The organism is Delftia sp. WSY_12, assembly GCF_043104645.1.
Taxonomy (GTDB): Bacteria; Pseudomonadota; Gammaproteobacteria; order Burkholderiales; family Burkholderiaceae_C; genus Comamonas; species Comamonas tsuruhatensis.
Map to the genome: position 1 here is coordinate 1 of NZ_JBICKW010000059.1, position 15,166 is coordinate 15,166.

Annotated in this window: 17 protein-coding genes; 3 read left to right on the plus strand and 14 right to left on the minus strand. The window is 65.2% G+C overall.

Annotated features, from left to right (window positions below; genetic code table 11):
* Positions 1-387: 387 nt before the first annotated feature.
* Positions 388-2,265: an ATP-binding cassette domain-containing protein gene (locus tag ACF8LI_RS25580; protein WP_016449337.1), complete on the plus strand. Its 1,878-nt coding sequence runs from the start codon at positions 388-390 to the stop codon at positions 2,263-2,265.
* 73 nt (positions 2,266-2,338) lie between these two features.
* On the opposite strand, the gene ACF8LI_RS25585 is transcribed toward ACF8LI_RS25580, so the two are convergent.
* From ACF8LI_RS25585 to ACF8LI_RS25615, 7 genes are all read right to left on the minus strand, one after another.
* Positions 2,339-3,472, minus strand: a complete 1,134-nt coding sequence (locus tag ACF8LI_RS25585) for a chemotaxis response regulator protein-glutamate methylesterase (RefSeq protein ID WP_034366524.1) — start codon at positions 3,470-3,472, stop codon at positions 2,339-2,341.
* Between the two features lie 15 nt (positions 3,473-3,487).
* Entirely contained in the window at positions 3,488-4,225 is a 738-nt protein-coding gene (cheD, locus tag ACF8LI_RS25590) for a chemoreceptor glutamine deamidase CheD (protein WP_016449335.1), read from the minus strand.
* Between the two features lie 33 nt (positions 4,226-4,258).
* Complete coding sequence (locus ACF8LI_RS25595) at positions 4,259-5,149, minus strand: CheR family methyltransferase (RefSeq protein ID WP_016449334.1); 891 nt, start codon at positions 5,147-5,149, stop codon at positions 4,259-4,261.
* Between the two features lie 26 nt (positions 5,150-5,175).
* Positions 5,176-5,661 (minus strand): chemotaxis protein CheW, encoded by a 486-nt coding sequence (locus ACF8LI_RS25600; protein WP_016449333.1) that lies wholly within the window; start codon positions 5,659-5,661, stop codon positions 5,176-5,178.
* Between the two features lie 114 nt (positions 5,662-5,775).
* On the minus strand, positions 5,776-7,980 hold the full coding sequence (locus ACF8LI_RS25605) for a chemotaxis protein CheW (RefSeq protein WP_047327038.1): 2,205 nt from the start codon (positions 7,978-7,980) through the stop codon (positions 5,776-5,778).
* A gap of 39 nt (positions 7,981-8,019) precedes the next feature.
* Complete coding sequence (locus ACF8LI_RS25610; RefSeq protein WP_016449331.1) at positions 8,020-8,382, minus strand: response regulator; 363 nt, start codon at positions 8,380-8,382, stop codon at positions 8,020-8,022.
* Positions 8,383-8,434: 52 nt separating this feature from the next.
* Positions 8,435-8,881 carry a hypothetical protein gene (locus tag ACF8LI_RS25615; RefSeq protein WP_016449330.1) on the minus strand — a complete coding sequence of 149 codons (447 nt, stop codon included), beginning with the start codon at positions 8,879-8,881 and terminating at the stop codon, positions 8,435-8,437.
* Between the two features lie 119 nt (positions 8,882-9,000).
* Here ACF8LI_RS25615 and ACF8LI_RS25620 point away from each other — a divergent pair, with 119 nt between their 5' ends.
* The gene (locus ACF8LI_RS25620; protein ID WP_312840966.1) at positions 9,001-10,149 is read left to right on the plus strand and encodes a response regulator; all 1,149 of its coding nucleotides are present in this window, start codon (positions 9,001-9,003) and stop codon (positions 10,147-10,149) included.
* A gap of 39 nt (positions 10,150-10,188) precedes the next feature.
* On the plus strand, positions 10,189-10,818 hold the full coding sequence (locus tag ACF8LI_RS25625) for a response regulator transcription factor (RefSeq protein WP_016449328.1): 630 nt from the start codon (positions 10,189-10,191) through the stop codon (positions 10,816-10,818).
* A 48-nt stretch (positions 10,819-10,866) separates the two neighbouring features.
* Here ACF8LI_RS25625 and fliR read toward each other — a convergent pair whose 3' ends face one another.
* From fliR to fliL, 7 genes are read right to left on the minus strand one after another with little or no spacing between them, the layout of a single operon-like run.
* The gene (gene fliR / locus ACF8LI_RS25630; RefSeq protein WP_012202582.1) at positions 10,867-11,637 is read right to left on the minus strand and encodes a flagellar biosynthetic protein FliR; all 771 of its coding nucleotides are present in this window, start codon (positions 11,635-11,637) and stop codon (positions 10,867-10,869) included.
* Between the two features lie 29 nt (positions 11,638-11,666).
* Positions 11,667-11,936: a flagellar biosynthesis protein FliQ gene (fliQ, locus tag ACF8LI_RS25635; protein ID WP_012202581.1), complete on the minus strand. Its 270-nt coding sequence runs from the start codon at positions 11,934-11,936 to the stop codon at positions 11,667-11,669.
* A gap of 24 nt (positions 11,937-11,960) precedes the next feature.
* Positions 11,961-12,746 (minus strand): flagellar type III secretion system pore protein FliP, encoded by a 786-nt coding sequence (gene fliP, locus ACF8LI_RS25640; protein ID WP_392414507.1) that lies wholly within the window; start codon positions 12,744-12,746, stop codon positions 11,961-11,963.
* The gene (locus ACF8LI_RS25645) at positions 12,739-13,074 is read right to left on the minus strand and encodes a flagellar biosynthetic protein FliO (RefSeq protein WP_012202579.1); all 336 of its coding nucleotides are present in this window, start codon (positions 13,072-13,074) and stop codon (positions 12,739-12,741) included. Before ACF8LI_RS25645 ends, fliP begins: the two co-directional genes overlap by 8 nt.
* A 10-nt stretch (positions 13,075-13,084) precedes the next feature.
* The gene (fliN, locus tag ACF8LI_RS25650) at positions 13,085-13,516 is read right to left on the minus strand and encodes a flagellar motor switch protein FliN (RefSeq protein ID WP_016449326.1); all 432 of its coding nucleotides are present in this window, start codon (positions 13,514-13,516) and stop codon (positions 13,085-13,087) included.
* The gene (fliM, locus tag ACF8LI_RS25655) at positions 13,506-14,510 is read right to left on the minus strand and encodes a flagellar motor switch protein FliM (protein ID WP_016449325.1); all 1,005 of its coding nucleotides are present in this window, start codon (positions 14,508-14,510) and stop codon (positions 13,506-13,508) included. The genes fliN and fliM overlap by 11 nt, the downstream gene beginning before the upstream one ends.
* Before the next feature lie 18 nt (positions 14,511-14,528).
* Positions 14,529-15,101, minus strand: a complete 573-nt coding sequence (fliL, locus tag ACF8LI_RS25660) for a flagellar basal body-associated protein FliL (protein ID WP_016449324.1) — start codon at positions 15,099-15,101, stop codon at positions 14,529-14,531.
* Between the last annotated feature and the right edge of the window lie 65 nt (positions 15,102-15,166).

Below are 15,166 nucleotides of genomic sequence, written 5' to 3' on the forward strand. Positions count from 1 at the left end.
TGCTTCTGACTTGCTGCGATCAGCGAAGCCTTGAATTCTAGCACAGTTTTTAGCGTCGTTGCAATCAAATTTCTTCGATTTTTTCAACACCAGCGATCTGCATCGCTCTCTTCAGCAGAGCCTTGCATTGTAGCACGTTTTTTCGCGCTGTCTACAAGACTTTTCTGACTCATCGCTGTCTGCAAGGCAGTGTGGCGACGAGGGATCGAACTATAGCATGGGTTTTTACCGATGGCGTGAAATTCGTGAACTTCCCTTCAAGTTGCCAAAGCAACCGAGACCACGCCCTTCGCCATCGGCCCGTAGCCTGCCCTAGCGGGCAGGCTACGGGCGTGAGGCCTTGCCGCCTGTGCCAGGAATCGGGCCCGCATAGATAATGCGCGCACGATGGCATTGATTACTTTGTTAGACGCCCAACTGGCGTTCGGGCATGTGGCGCTTCTCGACCACGCCCAGTTTTCCCTGGAGAGCGGCGAACGTGTGGGCCTGATCGGTCGCAACGGCGCAGGGAAGTCCTCTTTGTTGAAGATTCTTGGCGGACTGGCCAAGGCCGATGACGGCCAGGTCCAGACGCAGTCCGGTATCCGCATTACTTATGTGGCGCAGGAGCCGGTGCTTGTGCCCGAGCAGACAATCTTCGAGTCGGCATCCGCCGGCATAGCCGAGGTGATTGCCGTGCGCGACCGCTACCTGGCTGGCGCCGAGGGCGAGGATCTCGATGCGCTGCAGTCCCAGATCGAGGCCTATGACGCCTGGAACTGGGAGCAGCGCGTGGAGGAGACTCTGCAGCGGCTGCACCTCGATCCCGAAGCCGTGGTGGGCACCCTGTCCGGCGGGATGAAGAAGCGCGTGGCACTGGCCCAGGCCCTGGTGGCGAGACCCGATGTACTGCTGCTGGATGAGCCGACCAACCACCTGGATCTTGACGCCATCGAGTGGCTGGAAGAGTTGCTACTGAACTTCAAGGGCAGCGTAGTGACCATTACGCACGATCGATCCTTCCTGGACCGGGTTTCCACGCGCATCGTGGAGCTGGATCGTGGAACGCTGCGCTCGTATCCCGGCAATTTCGTCCAGTACCAGCAGACCAAGGAGGATCAGCTGGCCCAGGAGGCCGTGATCAATGCCAAGGCCGACAAGCTGCTGGCCCAGGAAGAGGTCTGGATCCGCAAGGGCGTGGAAGCCCGCCGCACGCGCAGCCAGAGCCGCATCGGCCGGCTTGAGCAGTTGCGGGCCAACCGCGCTGCCCGCCGCGAGGTGCTGGGTGGCGTGAAGATGGACATTGCGTCGGGCCGAGGCGACGGCTACCAGGGCAAGATCGTGGCCGAGCTGACGGATGTGGCCAAGTCCTTTGGCGACAAGAACATCGTCTCCCACTTCACCGCCACCATTTTGCGCGGAGACAAGGTGGGCCTGATCGGACCCAACGGCGCAGGCAAGACGACGCTGCTCAAGATGATTCTGGGCGAACTGGCACCTGACAGCGGCCAGGTGAGGCTGGGGGCGAATCTGCAGGTGGCGTACTTCGACCAGATGCGTCACCAGATCGACATGGATGCCACGCTGGAGGACTTCATCAGCCCCGGCAGCGAGTGGATCGAGATCGGCAGCCAGAAGAAGCACGTGAAGAGCTATCTGTCGGATTTCCTGTTCTCCCCGGCGCGCGCCCATTCCCCCGTTCGCTCGCTGTCTGGCGGGGAGCGCAACCGCCTGCTGCTGGCCCGGCTGTTTGCCCGGCCCGCGAATGTGCTGGTGCTGGACGAGCCGACCAACGATCTCGATATCGAGACGCTGGAAATGCTGGAAGACCTGCTGCAGAACTACGACGGCACCGTTTTTCTGGTCAGCCATGACCGCAGTTTCCTGGACAACGTGGTCACCAGCACCATCGCCTGGGAAGGCCCGGGCCAATGGCGCGAATATGAAGGCGGCGTGCAGGACTGGCTGGATCAGTCCCGCCGCAGCCGCGATCTGGCCGAGGCCGCGCAGCCCAAGCCATCCAAGGAAGAGGCCAAGCCCGTTGCGGCACGCAGCGACGGCAAGCCCAAGCGCAAGCTCAGCTACAAGGAGCAGCGTGAGCTCGATCAGTTGCCCGAAAGCATTGCAGCGCTGGAGGCAGAGCAGAAGTCCATTCGGGAAGCCTTGGCCGATGGTTCGCTGTATGCCAGCGACAATTCCCGCGCCGTTCAGTTGCATCAGCGCGATGGCGAGATCGATGAGCAGCTGATGGAGGCGCTGGAGCGCTGGAGCGCACTGTCGGAGTGAGCTTTCTTCGGACGAAAAAAAAGAGCGCATGGCGCTCTTTTTTCATGGGTGCCGCCAGGACCGGCCGTTGCACTCAAATGCGGTGGTGAACCTGGTCCGAACCTATGCGCAGCTTGCCCAGCAAGGCGGAGGCGATCTGGTTGAGGGGCAGCACCTCGTCGGCCGCACCATGGGCGATGGCCTCGCGCGGCATGCCGAAGACGATGCAGCTGGCTTCGTCCTGCACGAAGTTGTAGCTGCCCGCATCGCGCATTTCACGCATGGCGACCGCGCCATCGGCACCCATGCCGGTGAGCATGATGCCGTAGGCGTTGCGGCCCGCACAGGCCGCCACCGACTTGAAAAGCACCTCGACCGAAGGCTTGTGGCGATTCACGGGCGGGCTGTCATCCACCACGGCGACATAGTTGGCACCGCTGCGCTGCACGGAGAAATGCTTGCCGCCCGGTGCGATGTAGGCGTGGCCGGGCAGCAGCCGCTCGCCCTGCTGTGCTTCCTTCACGGTCATCTGGCACAGGCTGTTGAGCCGGGCCGCGAAGCTGGTGGTGAAGCCCGGCGGCATGTGCTGAGTGATGACGATGGCCGGGCAGTCGGCCGGCAGATGGGTGAGCACTTCACGGATGGCCTCGGTGCCGCCGGTGGAGGCACCGATGGCAATCAGTTTTTCCGTGGACAGCCGCCCCAGCAGCGACGCCGGTGCAGCCTGGCGCGGCGCGCTCATGCCAGCCGAGGCGGAGACCGGCGCCACCGCGCTGCCGGTGGCGGGAGCCGCACTGCGCGGAGCGACCGGCAGGCGCCGGACCTGGGCCACGGCAGCAACGCGGATCTTGTCAACGATCTGCGCGGCCAGCTCCTGCAGGCCGTTGGACACGCCCACGCGCGGCTTGGCCACGAAGTCGATGGCGCCCAGCTCCAGCGCGCGCATGGTGACCTCGGCGCCGCGCTCGGTCAGCGTGGAGATCATGACCACCGGCATGGGGCGCAGCCGCATGAGCCGGCCCAGGAAGTCGATGCCATCCATGCGGGGCATTTCCACATCGAGCGTGATCACGTCGGGATTCATCTCGCGGATCATCTCGCGTGCGATCAGCGGATCGTTGGCCGAGCCGATGCATTCCATGTCGTGCTGGCGATTGATGATCTCGGACAGCAGACTGCGCACCAGCGCAGAGTCGTCCACCACGATCACCCTGATTTTCCTGTCCATTCCTTTGAACCTTCCTCAAAACAGGTCGACCGAGCCGCCTGCCGTATTGCGTGCCACGACGGCTGCATTGCCGCGCGTGAATTCCTGCTGTACCAGCTCCTCCGGATGGGCATGTGCCAGGCGCTTGACCATGGCCTTGCCGCTGGCGGGGAAGAACACCACCTTGCGCGGGTAGATGTCCAGCACATCCTCCGAGACGATGGGGATGCGTTCGGTCTGCAGGTACTGCGTGACGAAGGCGGTATTGCGTTCGCCCACGTTCATGGTGGTGAAGTTGTGCATCACCTGGCCGCCGCCGAAGATCTTGGCCTGCAAAGACTCGCGCCGTGCGCCGAGCTTGAGCATTTCGTTGATCAGCAATTCCATGGCGTACGAGCCGTAGCGGCCCGACGCATCGGCGGAGTCGCCGTCGGGCAGCATGAAATGGTTCATGCCGCCCACGCGCATGGTGCGGTCCCAGATGCAGGCCGAGATGCACGAGCCCAGCACGGTGACCAGGATCACGTCCTCGTTGGAGACGAAGTATTCGCCCGGCAGCACCTTGACGGCGTTGTGCTGGAAATGCGGGTCGTAGTAGAAGAACGACGCCTCGCCGGGGTAGCGCTGCTGGCGCTTGAGCTGCTCCAGCGAGGAGCGCGGCACCGGGTCGCCCGGCGCCGGGTAGTCCGCAGCGGTATAGCTGTTGATGCGCGGCGTGCGGCGGCGCTCCGAAGGCGGCGGGGGCGGTGCGAAGGCGGAGCGGTCTCCGATCATGGGAAGACCCCCTTGTGTGCGGCAGGACCTGCGTCAGCGGCGCTCATAGACCGTCTTCCCCTTGAGCGTGAACAGATCGCGCGAGTCGCTGAAGTTCTCGGCATGTCCGACGAACAGCAGGCCCCCGGGCTTCATGACGCGGTGGATGCGCTCCAGCACGCGGCGCTGCGTGGCCGCATCGAAGTAGATCATCACGTTGCGGCAGAAGACCACGTCGAAGGGATCGCGGAACGGCCAATCGTCACGGATCAGATTGACGTTGAGAAACTCCACCAGGCGGCGCAGCTCGGGCTTGACGCGCACCAGGCCCGCATTGCCGGCCTTGCCCCGCAGGAAGAAGCGGTGCAGGCGCTCGGCGCTCATGCCCTTGATGCTTTCGGCGCGATAGACACCGGCCGACGCCGTGTCCAGCACACGCGAGTCGATGTCGCTGGCCTGCAACTGGAAGCTGGGCGTGGCGCCCAGCACTTCCAGGGCCGTCATGACGATGGAGTAAGGCTCTTCCCCGGTCGAGGCCGCGTTGCACCAGACCTTCCAGGCCGTGCCGGCCGGCTTGCTGCGCAGATGCTGGGCAAAGATCTCGAAATGGTGCTGCTCGCGAAAGAACGCGGTGAGATTGGTGGTCAGCGCGTTCACGAACTCCTGCCACTCCACGCCATCGGACTGGGACTCCAGCCAGTCCAGGTAGGTGGCAAAGCTGTCGTAGCCCGTCTCGCGCAGGCGCCGCGACAGGCGGCTGTAGACCATGGCGTGCTTGCCATCGTGCAGGCTGATGCCGGCACGCTGGTAGATCAGCGCCTGCACGCGGGCGAAGTCCCGCGACGACCATTCGAATTCGCGCCCCTGGGCCAGGGGCCCGTTGGCTGCCCCGTCGTCGGCGACGGGGCGCGCGGCCAGTGCCGCATTGGAAGAACCGGATCGCATGAGGGCGCTCAGTGCAAGAACGGGTCTCAGTCGGCCGAAGCGACCAGGCCCATGTCCACGTTGTTCATGAGCTTTTCGATGTCCAGCAGGATGAGCATGCGCTCGCCCACCGAACCCAGGCCCAGGATGCAGCCGCTGTCGATGGCGCTTTCGATGTCCGGCGCGGGGCGCACGGCTTCGGGAGCCAGCTCCATCACGTCGCTGACCGAGTCCACCACGATGCCCACCACGCGGTTGCGCAGGTTCAGGATGATGACGACGGTGAAGCTGTTGTATTCGACCTGGGAGCAGTTGAACTTCAGGCGCATGTCCACGATGGGCACGATGGTGCCGCGCAGATTCACCACGCCCTTGATGAACTCCGGCGCATTGGCGATGCGCGTGGGCGGCTCGTAGCCGCGGATTTCCTGCACCTTCAGAATGTCGATGCCATATTCCTCCTGGTCCAGGCGGAAGGTCAGGTACTCGCGCGCGCCGGTGGCGACGCCTGCAGTCTTAGCGATCACGCTCATTGCTCAGCTCCTCAACTGTCGGGCCCGCGCCGTGGTGGCGAAAGCCATGGTTTTTGGCGGCGCGCAGGCTCTGCCTGCGGCTCCGTCGTTTGTCGTCAGGTATCCCTGTCCTATTCAGTGGCGCGCGCGGCGCACCAGCGCACCCGTGTCCAGAATCAGCGCCACCGTGCCATCGCCCAGGATGGTGGCGCCCGAAACGTTGGGCACCTTGCGATAGTTCGATTCCAGGTTCTTGACCACCACCTGGTGCTGGCCCAGCAGCTCGTCGACCAGCAGGGCCACGCGGCTGCCGTCGGACTCGACCACCACCATGATGTTGCTGGACTGGCTGGTGTCGCTGCGCGGCACACGGAAGGTCTTTTCCAGCGCGAACACGGGCATGTACTCGTCGCGCACCTTGACCAGTTGCGTGCCGTTGGCCACGGTGTTGACGTCCTCTTCCTTGACCAGGAAGGACTCGACCACCGAGGACAGCGGCAGGATGTAGACCTCGTCGCTGACGCCCACCGACATGCCGTCCATGATGGCCAGGGTCAGCGGCAGGCGAACGGCCACGCGCATGCCCTTGCCCTGGTTGGACTCGATCTCCACCGAGCCGCCCAGCGCCGCGATGTTGCGCTTGACCACGTCCATGCCCACGCCGCGCCCGGACACGTCGGTCACCACATCGGCCGTGGAGAAGCCCGGCGCGAAGATCAGCTGCCAGACATCCTGATCGGGCATGCTGTCCGAGACATCCATGCCGCGCTCGCGGGCCTTCTTGAGAATCTTCTCGCGGTTCATGCCGCGGCCGTCGTCGCGCACCTCGATGACGATGGAGCCACCCTGATGGGAGGCTGCCAGCGTCAGCGTGCCATGCTCGGACTTGCCAGCGGCCAGGCGCTCCTCGGGCATTTCGATGCCGTGGTCCACGCTGTTGCGCACCAGATGGGTCAGCGGGTCGGTGATCTTCTCGACCAGGCCCTTGTCCAGTTCGGTGGCTTCGCCCAGAGTGATCAGGTCGATCTTCTTGCCCAGCTTGCCGGCCAGGTCGCGCAGCATGCGCGGGAAGCGGCTGAACACGGTGGACATGGGAATCATGCGGATGGACATCACCGATTCCTGCAGGTCGCGCGTATTGCGGTCCAGATCGGCCAGGCCCGCCAGCAGTTGCTGGTAGGCCGATGCATCCAGCCCGTGGCTGTTTTGCGCCAGCATGGCCTGGGTGATGACCAGCTCGCCCACCAGGTTGATGAGCTGATCGACCTTGGCCACCGACACACGGATGCTGGTCGACTCCATCTGCGCCTGCTGCGCCTGGGCAGCCGTCTTGGCAGCGGGCTTGGCCGCGGCACCGGCCGGCTGGATGGCCAGCGCGCCGTCGGCCTGGGGCATGCCGGGTGCACCGTTGAAGAAGCCGTAGGCCTCTTCGGCGGGCGGAATGGCGACCGAGGCCAGGGCGGCGTCGGGATCGTGCGCGGCATGCTCTTCGGCGACGGGGGCTTCGGCCACCTGCACCGCTTCGGTTGCAGGAGCGGCCCCGGCCGCCTCATCGGCTGCCGTGATGCGAACCTGCTCCTTGGCCACGTGGAAGGCGAACAGATCGAGCAGGTCGTCGTCGGTGGACGAGGTCTGCACGGCAAAGAGGCGGCTTTGCGGCTGATCGCAGGCCAGGTCCTCGATGCGGCCCAGGCCGGGAATGTCGCGGAACAGTTCCTTGATGGCCTCGGCCATCTCCAGACGCTCCAGCGGACCGATCAGGATGTGCAGCGAACGGCCGCCACTGGCGGGTGCCGTTCCGACGGCGCCGCCCGATACGGGCGCGGCAGGCGCGGGCGCCTCGACCGGCGCTGCCACGGGAGCAGGCGCCGGTGCCGGTGCAGCGGCCGGGGCGGCTGTTGCAGGCACGGCACTGCGGCCTTCTGCCAGCATCTCGATGCGCGCCACCAGATCCGTGGTGGACAGGGCCTCGCCCTCGTTGCCGGCCTGGTGGCGTGCCAGCAGGCTGCGGCTGGCATCGGCCGACTCCAGCAGCACGTCGACCATTTCAGGAATCGGTGTGATCTCGTGCCGGCGCAGCCGGTCGAGCAGCGACTCCATGCGGTGCGTCAGCTCGGTCACGTCGGCAAAGCCGAAGGTGGCCGCCCCGCCCTTGATCGAGTGCGCGCAACGGAAAATGCCGTTGAGCTCCTCGTCGTTGGCCGCCGACAGATCCAGATTCAGCAGCATCTGCTCCATCTGGTCGAGGTTCTCGGCCGCTTCTTCGAAGAAGATTTGATAGAACTGGCTCAGGTCGAAGTCTGCGCCCGCTCCTGCCCCATCCTGGTGTAGATCCGCCATCTTTGGTCCTGCTGTTTCCTGTTGCCCGTACTTATCGGCTCAACGCATTACTTTCTGAATGACTTCGATCAAACGGTTCGGATCGAAGGGCTTGACCAGCCAGCCCGTGGCGCCCGCAGCGCGTCCGGCCTGCTTCATCTGGTCGCTGGATTCGGTGGTGAGAATGAGAATGGGCGTGTTCTGGAACTTCGGGTTTTCGCGCAGCTTGCGCGTCAGGCCGATGCCATCGAGGCGCGGCATGTTCTGGTCGGCCAGCACCAGATCGACTTGTTCGAGCTGGGCCTTTTCGAGCGCATCCACGCCGTCCACGGCCTCCACGACGCGAAATCCCGCTCCTGCGAGGGTGAACGCCACCATCTTTCGCATCGAGGGGGAATCATCAACAGCCAGAATCGATCGCATGTATAGCTCCAACAGACGGGCAATAAAAGGTGGATGGGTGCATGGTCAGCGGTCAGAACAGTTCGACCGAGCCGGCATCCATCTCGCTTTGCGTGACGGGATTGGGCCGGTCGGGTATCGCCGGCAGGCCCAGGGAATCGTCCTCTCCCTCGTCCACACCCATGGTGGCTGCGGCCAACTGGAACGCGCAGCCTTGCAAAATCTTCGTAATATGGGCGATCAGTTGGGAGGACATGTCGTGAAACTGCAACTCGGTCACCGCCAGCCTCAACGTGGACCGGGCGGCATCGAGCTGGGGCAAGGCGGCTAGCGCCTCGCCGGCCAGCTGGCCGTGGGTCTCGTCGAAACGGTCCAGCAGGTTCTGCGTTGCGTGATTGAGAAGGCCTTCCAGGCGCTGCAGATCGCGCATCGCCACCAGCAAGGCATCCTGCAGGTCTGCGGCCACCATGACGGGCATGGGGACGGCAGGCTCGCCCGAAGGCTTGTGCATTGACTGCATTGTTACTCCACCACCAGCGTTTCAGCCCAACGTGCGCCGTGCCTTGCAGCACGGCCAACCCTTGTCAATCGTTCACGGGAATGCCGCGCATCCCTTGGTGTACACGACCATTTGCATTTATGTTCCAAAATGTATCTCATGATAGCGCCCCCGGGGATGCCAGACCACCGCACAAGCCCTTGCGCATACTGCACATCGAGGATTCCGCCGCCGACCAGGCGCTGGCGCGGCTGAGCCTGCTGCGCGGCGGGCTGGTCTGCGAGATTGTCGTGGTCGACACGCTCGATGATGCCGCAGCTGCGCTGCACAACCAGGCATTCGACCTCATCCTGGCCGACTACCACCTGCCCGGCTTCACGGCGCTGGATGCCTGGGAGCTGGTTCGCCGCCAGCCCGGGCATCCGCCCTTCGTGCTGCTGTCCGGCGCCATCGGCGAGTCGGCCGCCGTGGATGTGATGCGCGAGGGCATCAGCGACTATCTGCTCAAGGACCACATCACGCGCCTGCCCCATGTGGTCTCGCATGCGCTGGAAGTGCACGAGGCCCGCCTGGCACGCCGGCGCGCGGCGGCCGAGCTGGCGGCGTCCGAGCGGCGCCTGGCCGACCTGACCGAGCACCTGCAGACCTCCACCGAGCGCGAGCGCGCCAGCATCGCCCGCGAGATCCACGATGACATCGGCGGCTCGCTGACCTCGGTGAAGTTCGACGTGGCCTGGATCGCGCGCAATGCGCCCGAGGGCGGGCTGCGCGAGCATGCGCAGGCTGCGCTGGAGATGCTGGAGCACGCGCTGGGCGCCAGCCAGCGCATCATGATGAACCTGCGCCCGCCCGTGCTGGACCAGGGACTGGTGGCCGCCGTCCAGTGGCTGGCCGAGAATTTCGAGCGCCGCACGGGCGTGCCTACCCGTGTGCGCAGCAGCCGCGAAAGCATGGACATCGCGCCCGACATCCAGGTCGTGGCCTACCGCACGGCCCAGGAGGCGCTGACCAACGTCGGCAAATATGCCCAGGCGCGCCATGTGGACATCGATCTCTCGGACCGCGAAGGTTTTCTCACGCTGGAGGTGACGGACGACGGCGTGGGCCTGGCCGACGGCGCCCGCGACAAGCCCGAATCCTTCGGCCTGCGCGGTCTGGGCGAGCGCGCGCGCACCGTTCGGGGCTGGCTGGATGTCAGCAGTCAAGCCGGACGCGGAACCTCGGTCATCGTCTCCATTCCGCTGGACGATGGCGGCGCTTGCCCTAATATCCCGGGCAATGAATGCTGAACGCCATGGCGGCGTGACCCTTTTTCCAGGAGGCCGACTTTGATCCACGTGGTGCTGTGCGACGACCATGCGGTGCTGCGCCGGGGCATCCGCGACACCCTGGCCGAGGCAGTGGACATCAGCGTCACCGCAGAAGCAGGCAGCTATGCCGAGCTGCGTGAGCAGCTGCGCACCGCCGCCTGCGACGTGCTGCTGCTGGACATCAACATGCCCGGCCGCAGCGGCCTGGAGGCCCTGGCCAGCGTGCGCGAGACCCATCCGCTGATCAAGGTGCTCATGGTCTCCATGTACCCCGAGGACCAGTACGCGCTGCGCTGCCTCAAGGCGGGCGCCCAGGGATATGCCAACAAGGCGGGCGATCCGATGCTGCTGATCGAGGCCGTGCGCACGGTGGCCACGGGCCGCAAGTACCTGACGTCCGAAGTGGCCCAGATGCTGGCCGACAGCCTGGCCCAGCCCGCACCCCAGGTGCCGCATGAAAGCCTGTCCGAGCGCGAGCTGCAGACGCTGATCAAGATCGCGGCCGGGCAGCGGCTGACCGACATTGCCACCGAGCTGATGCTCAGCCCCAAGACCGTCAGCGTCTACCGGGCGCGCGTGCTGGAAAAACTGCAGATGAGCAGCAACGCCGAACTCACGGCCTACGCCATCCACAACCAGCTGATCTGAGGCTTTTGCGGCCGGCAGAGCGGAAAATCTGTTGTTTTTCACAACTGCTTACATTGAGGTGCCAAACACCGCGATGCCGCGCTGCAGCAAGGCGACCAGGGGCTGCTCGAGCAGCGGCAGCGTGGCCATCAATCCCGTCAGGCCCACGGTGAGCGTGACCGGGAAGCCCACGGCATAGATGTTCATCTGCGGTGCCACGCGCGAAATGATGCCCAGCACCAGGTTCACGAACAGCAGCATGGCGACCATGGGCAGGGCGATCCAGAAGGCGCTGGCAAAGACCGCCGCCCCCATCTCGTGCAGCCGCATCTGGTTGATGGCCTGCAGGAAGCTGCCGTCCACAGGAAACGCCTCGTAACTCTTGAGCACGGCCATCAGCACCAGCAGGTGTCCGTTGATGACGATGAACAGCAGCGTGGAAATCTGGACCATGAAGCGCGCCACGGCGCTGAGCTGGGCATTGGTCGTGGGATCGAAGAAGCTGGCGAAGTTCAGGCCCATCTGCAGGCCGACCACCTCGCCCGCCACCTCCACGGCGGCAAACACCAGGCGCACGGCAAAGCCCACGGCCAGTCCCACGCCGACCTGCTGTATCAGCGTCCCCAGCGCCTGCGGCGAGTTGATGCCGATCACGGGCTGATCGCCCAGCACGGGCTGCGCGCACACCGCGACCAGGAAGGCCAGGCCGATCTTCAGCCGCATGGGAATGACGCGCTGCGAGAACACGGGAGCCACGGAAAACATGGCCAGCACGCGCAGAAACGGCCAAAGAACTGGCGACAGCCAGGCCACCAGTTGGGCTTCGCTGAAGGTGATCACGGCGGCGTTTCCTGCGCGCGGCGAAGGGCTCAGCCCACCGCCTGCGGAATGGTCTCTATGGTGCGGCGGATGAAATCCACCAGCGTGCTCAGCATCCACGGACCGGCAATGGCAAACACCAGCACGGCGGAGATGAGCTTGGGCACGAAGGCCAGCGTGGCCTCATGCACCTGGGTCACCGCCTGGAAGACACTGACGGCCAGGCCCACGGCCAGCACCACGCCCAGCACGGGCATGGAGATCATGAGCAGCAAGGTCAGTGCCTCGCGGCCGAAGGTGAGCACGTATTGGGAGGTCATGGAAGGATTTCCAATAAAACGGGACTAGACGGCGAAGCTGGCCGCCAGCGATCCGATGAGCAGGTTCCAGCCATCGGCCAGCACGAAGAGCATGAGCTTGAACGGCAGGGCCACCAGCACGGGCGACAGCATCATCATGCCCAGCGACATCAGGATCGAGGACACGACCATGTCGATGACCAGGAAGGGGATGAAGATCATGAAGCCGATCTGGAACGCCGTCTTCAGCTCGCTGGTCACGAAGGCCGGCACCAGCACGCGCAGCGGCGCGGTCTCTGCGGTGACGCCGGCTTCGAGCTTGGCCAGGCGCGCGAACAGCGCAAAGTCCGACTGGCGCGTCTGCTTGAGCATGAAGTCGCGCATGGGCGCCTCGGCCTTTTCAATGGCCTGCTCGAAGGTCGCGGCATTCGTGGTGTAGGGCACATAGGCCTCCTGGTACACGCGGTCCAGGGTGGGTCCCATGACGAACAGCGTCAGGAACAGCGACAGGCCGATGATCACCTGGTTGGGCGGCGCCGACTGCGTGCCCAGCGCCTGGCGCATCAGCGACAGCACGATGACGATGCGGGTGAAGCCCGTCATCATCAAAAGGATGGCTGGCAGGAACGACAGCGCCGTGAAGAACAGCAGGGTCTGGATGGGCACCGAAAAACTGGTGCCACCGCTGCCCTGGCCGATGACCAGCGGCAGGCTGGCGGGCGCGCCCTGCGCCCAGGAGGCCAGCGGCGTGGCGCAGCACAGCGCCAGCGCTGCGGCGCCGGCGGCCTGGCTCAGCGTGCGCGCCGGGCGCTTGCAGGAATATTCAAACATTCGCACCGTCCGCAGGCAGGCTGCGCGCTTGCGCCATCGCAGCCGAAAAATCAGCAGGGGCCGGGGCCTGCAGCACATGCAGGCACTGGATGCTTTGCGCCGTGACGCCCAGCACCAGCCGCACAGTCTGCGCGCCCTCGCCCACTTCCACCGTCACCACCCGCTGCTGCGGGCCCACGCCCACGGCGCCCAGCACCCGCGACTGCAGGCCGGCTGCGCCACGCAGCGCAGCCGTGCGCTGCTGAAAGCGGCGCAGCAGCCAGGGCAGAGCAGCCATGGCCGTGACCAGGGCCACGACCGTGAGCAGGGTCGGCCACAGCGGGCCCATGCCGGCGCTCTCAGCCACGGCTGACCCGGCGCAGGCGCTCGGACGGCGTGACCACGTCGGTCAGGCGGATACCGAACTTGTCGTTGACCACCACCACCTCGCCCTGGGCGATCAGGTAGCCGTTGACCAGCACGTCCATGGGCTCGCCGGCCAGTGCGTCGAGTTCGACCACCGAGCCCTGGGCCAGCTGCAGGATGTACTTGATCGGCACCTTGGTGCGGCCCAGTTCCACCGACAGCTGCACCGGGATGTCCAGCACCATGTTGATGTCGTTGACCGGCACGTCGCCGCCACCGGCGTAGGGGCGCACGGGCTCGCCCGTCAGCGGGCCGCCCTGTTCCGCCTCCAGCTTGGCGTCGCGCTCGCGCTGCTCGTCCAATGCCTCTGCCCATCCCGAGAACGGATCGTCGCCAGCGGGCTTTTGCGTGTCTTCAGTTGCCATTGTTTTCTCCCATCCAGCCAGCATCGGCACCGCGCAGGCAGTGCTCGACACGGATTGCATACTTGTCGTTGTGAGTGCCGTACTGGCACTCGAAAATCGGAACGCCGCCGATGGAGGCGCGGATCAGCGGCTCGCGGTCGAGTTCGATGAAATCGCCGGGGCGCATGGCCAGCAGCTGCTCCACCGTGGCGTCGGCGCGCGCCAGTTCGGCCACCAGGGTCACCTCGGCGGCCTGGATTTCGCGCTTGAGCACCTTGACCCAGCGGCGGTCCACTTCAATGGAGTCGCCCTGCGTGGAGGAGTACAGGACATCACGGATGGGCTCCAGCGTCGCATAGGGCATGCAGATGTGGATGGAGCCCGAGATGTCGCCGATCTCCAGCTGGAAGGCCGTGGACACGACGATTTCGCTGGGGGTGGCAATGTTGGCGAACTGCGGCTGCATCTCCGAGCGCTGGTAGCCCAGCTCCAGCGGATAGATGCCGTGCCAGGCCTTCTTGTATTCCTCGCAGATCACGTTGACCAGGCGGTTGATCACGCGCTGCTCGGTGTGCGAGAAATCCCGCCCTTCGATGCGTGTCTGCAGCCGGCCCGTGCCGCCGTACAGCGTGTCGATGACGCCGAACACCAGCGAGGGATCGCAGACCACCAGGCCGCTGCCGCGCAGCGGGCGGATGGCGACGATGTTGAAGTTGGTGGGCACCACCAGCTCGCGCAGGAAGGCGCTGTAGCGCTGCACCGACACCGTGCCCACCGACACCTCGGGGCTGCGGCGGATGAAGTTGAACAGGCCGATGCGGAAGTTGCGGGCAAAGCGCTCGTTGACGATCTCCATCGTCGGCATGCGCCCGCGCACGATGCGCTCCTGGCTGGAGATGTCGTACTGGCGGATGATGCCCGCCTCGACCTCCTCGGTCGTGGATTTCTGGCTCTCGCCGGTCACGCCCTCCAAAAGGGCATCGACTTCTTCCTGGGAGAGAAACGAATCGCTCATGGCGCCTTGCCTCCCCGGTTACTGGATGATGAAGCTGGAGAACAGCACGCGGCGCACGGGGTTCTTGCCAGGGGAGCGGCGGCGCTCGCCATCTTCGTCCTCTGCATCCTCGTCGCGGCTGCGCTTCTTGGCCTTGGCCTGGTTGCCGTAGCCCAGCGGTGCGGACACTTCGTTGAGCACGTCGGCAGCCAGGCGTTCCTTGCCGTCGCGCTCCAGCAACTCCTCGGCCGTGCGCTGGGACACCAGCATCAGGATGCCGTTGCGGATGCTGGGCAGGTACTGCTTGACCGTAGTGGCCGTCTTCTCGTCGGCCAGCTCCAGCGTGATGCCGATCTGCACGAAGCGGTCGCCGCCCGGGTCGGACAGATTGACCACCAGGCTGTCCAGCGGCAGGAAGGTGGGAACCGTGACGGCCGCCTTGCTGGAGCCGCCCTCCTCCTCATCGGCATTGCTGTGCCGCTTGGACAGCAGGATGAAGGCAGCGGCCGCGCCTATGGCCAGGACGGCGATGATGACGATCAGCACGATCAGCTTCTTGCCCTTGGCCGGGGCGGGAGCTGCATTGTTGGCGGCATTGGGTGTGGCAGACACTGGAATTCCTCTGGGTGAGCGGGACCGCCACGCGCTCGCGCATCATGCGCGGCGCCATGACGCAG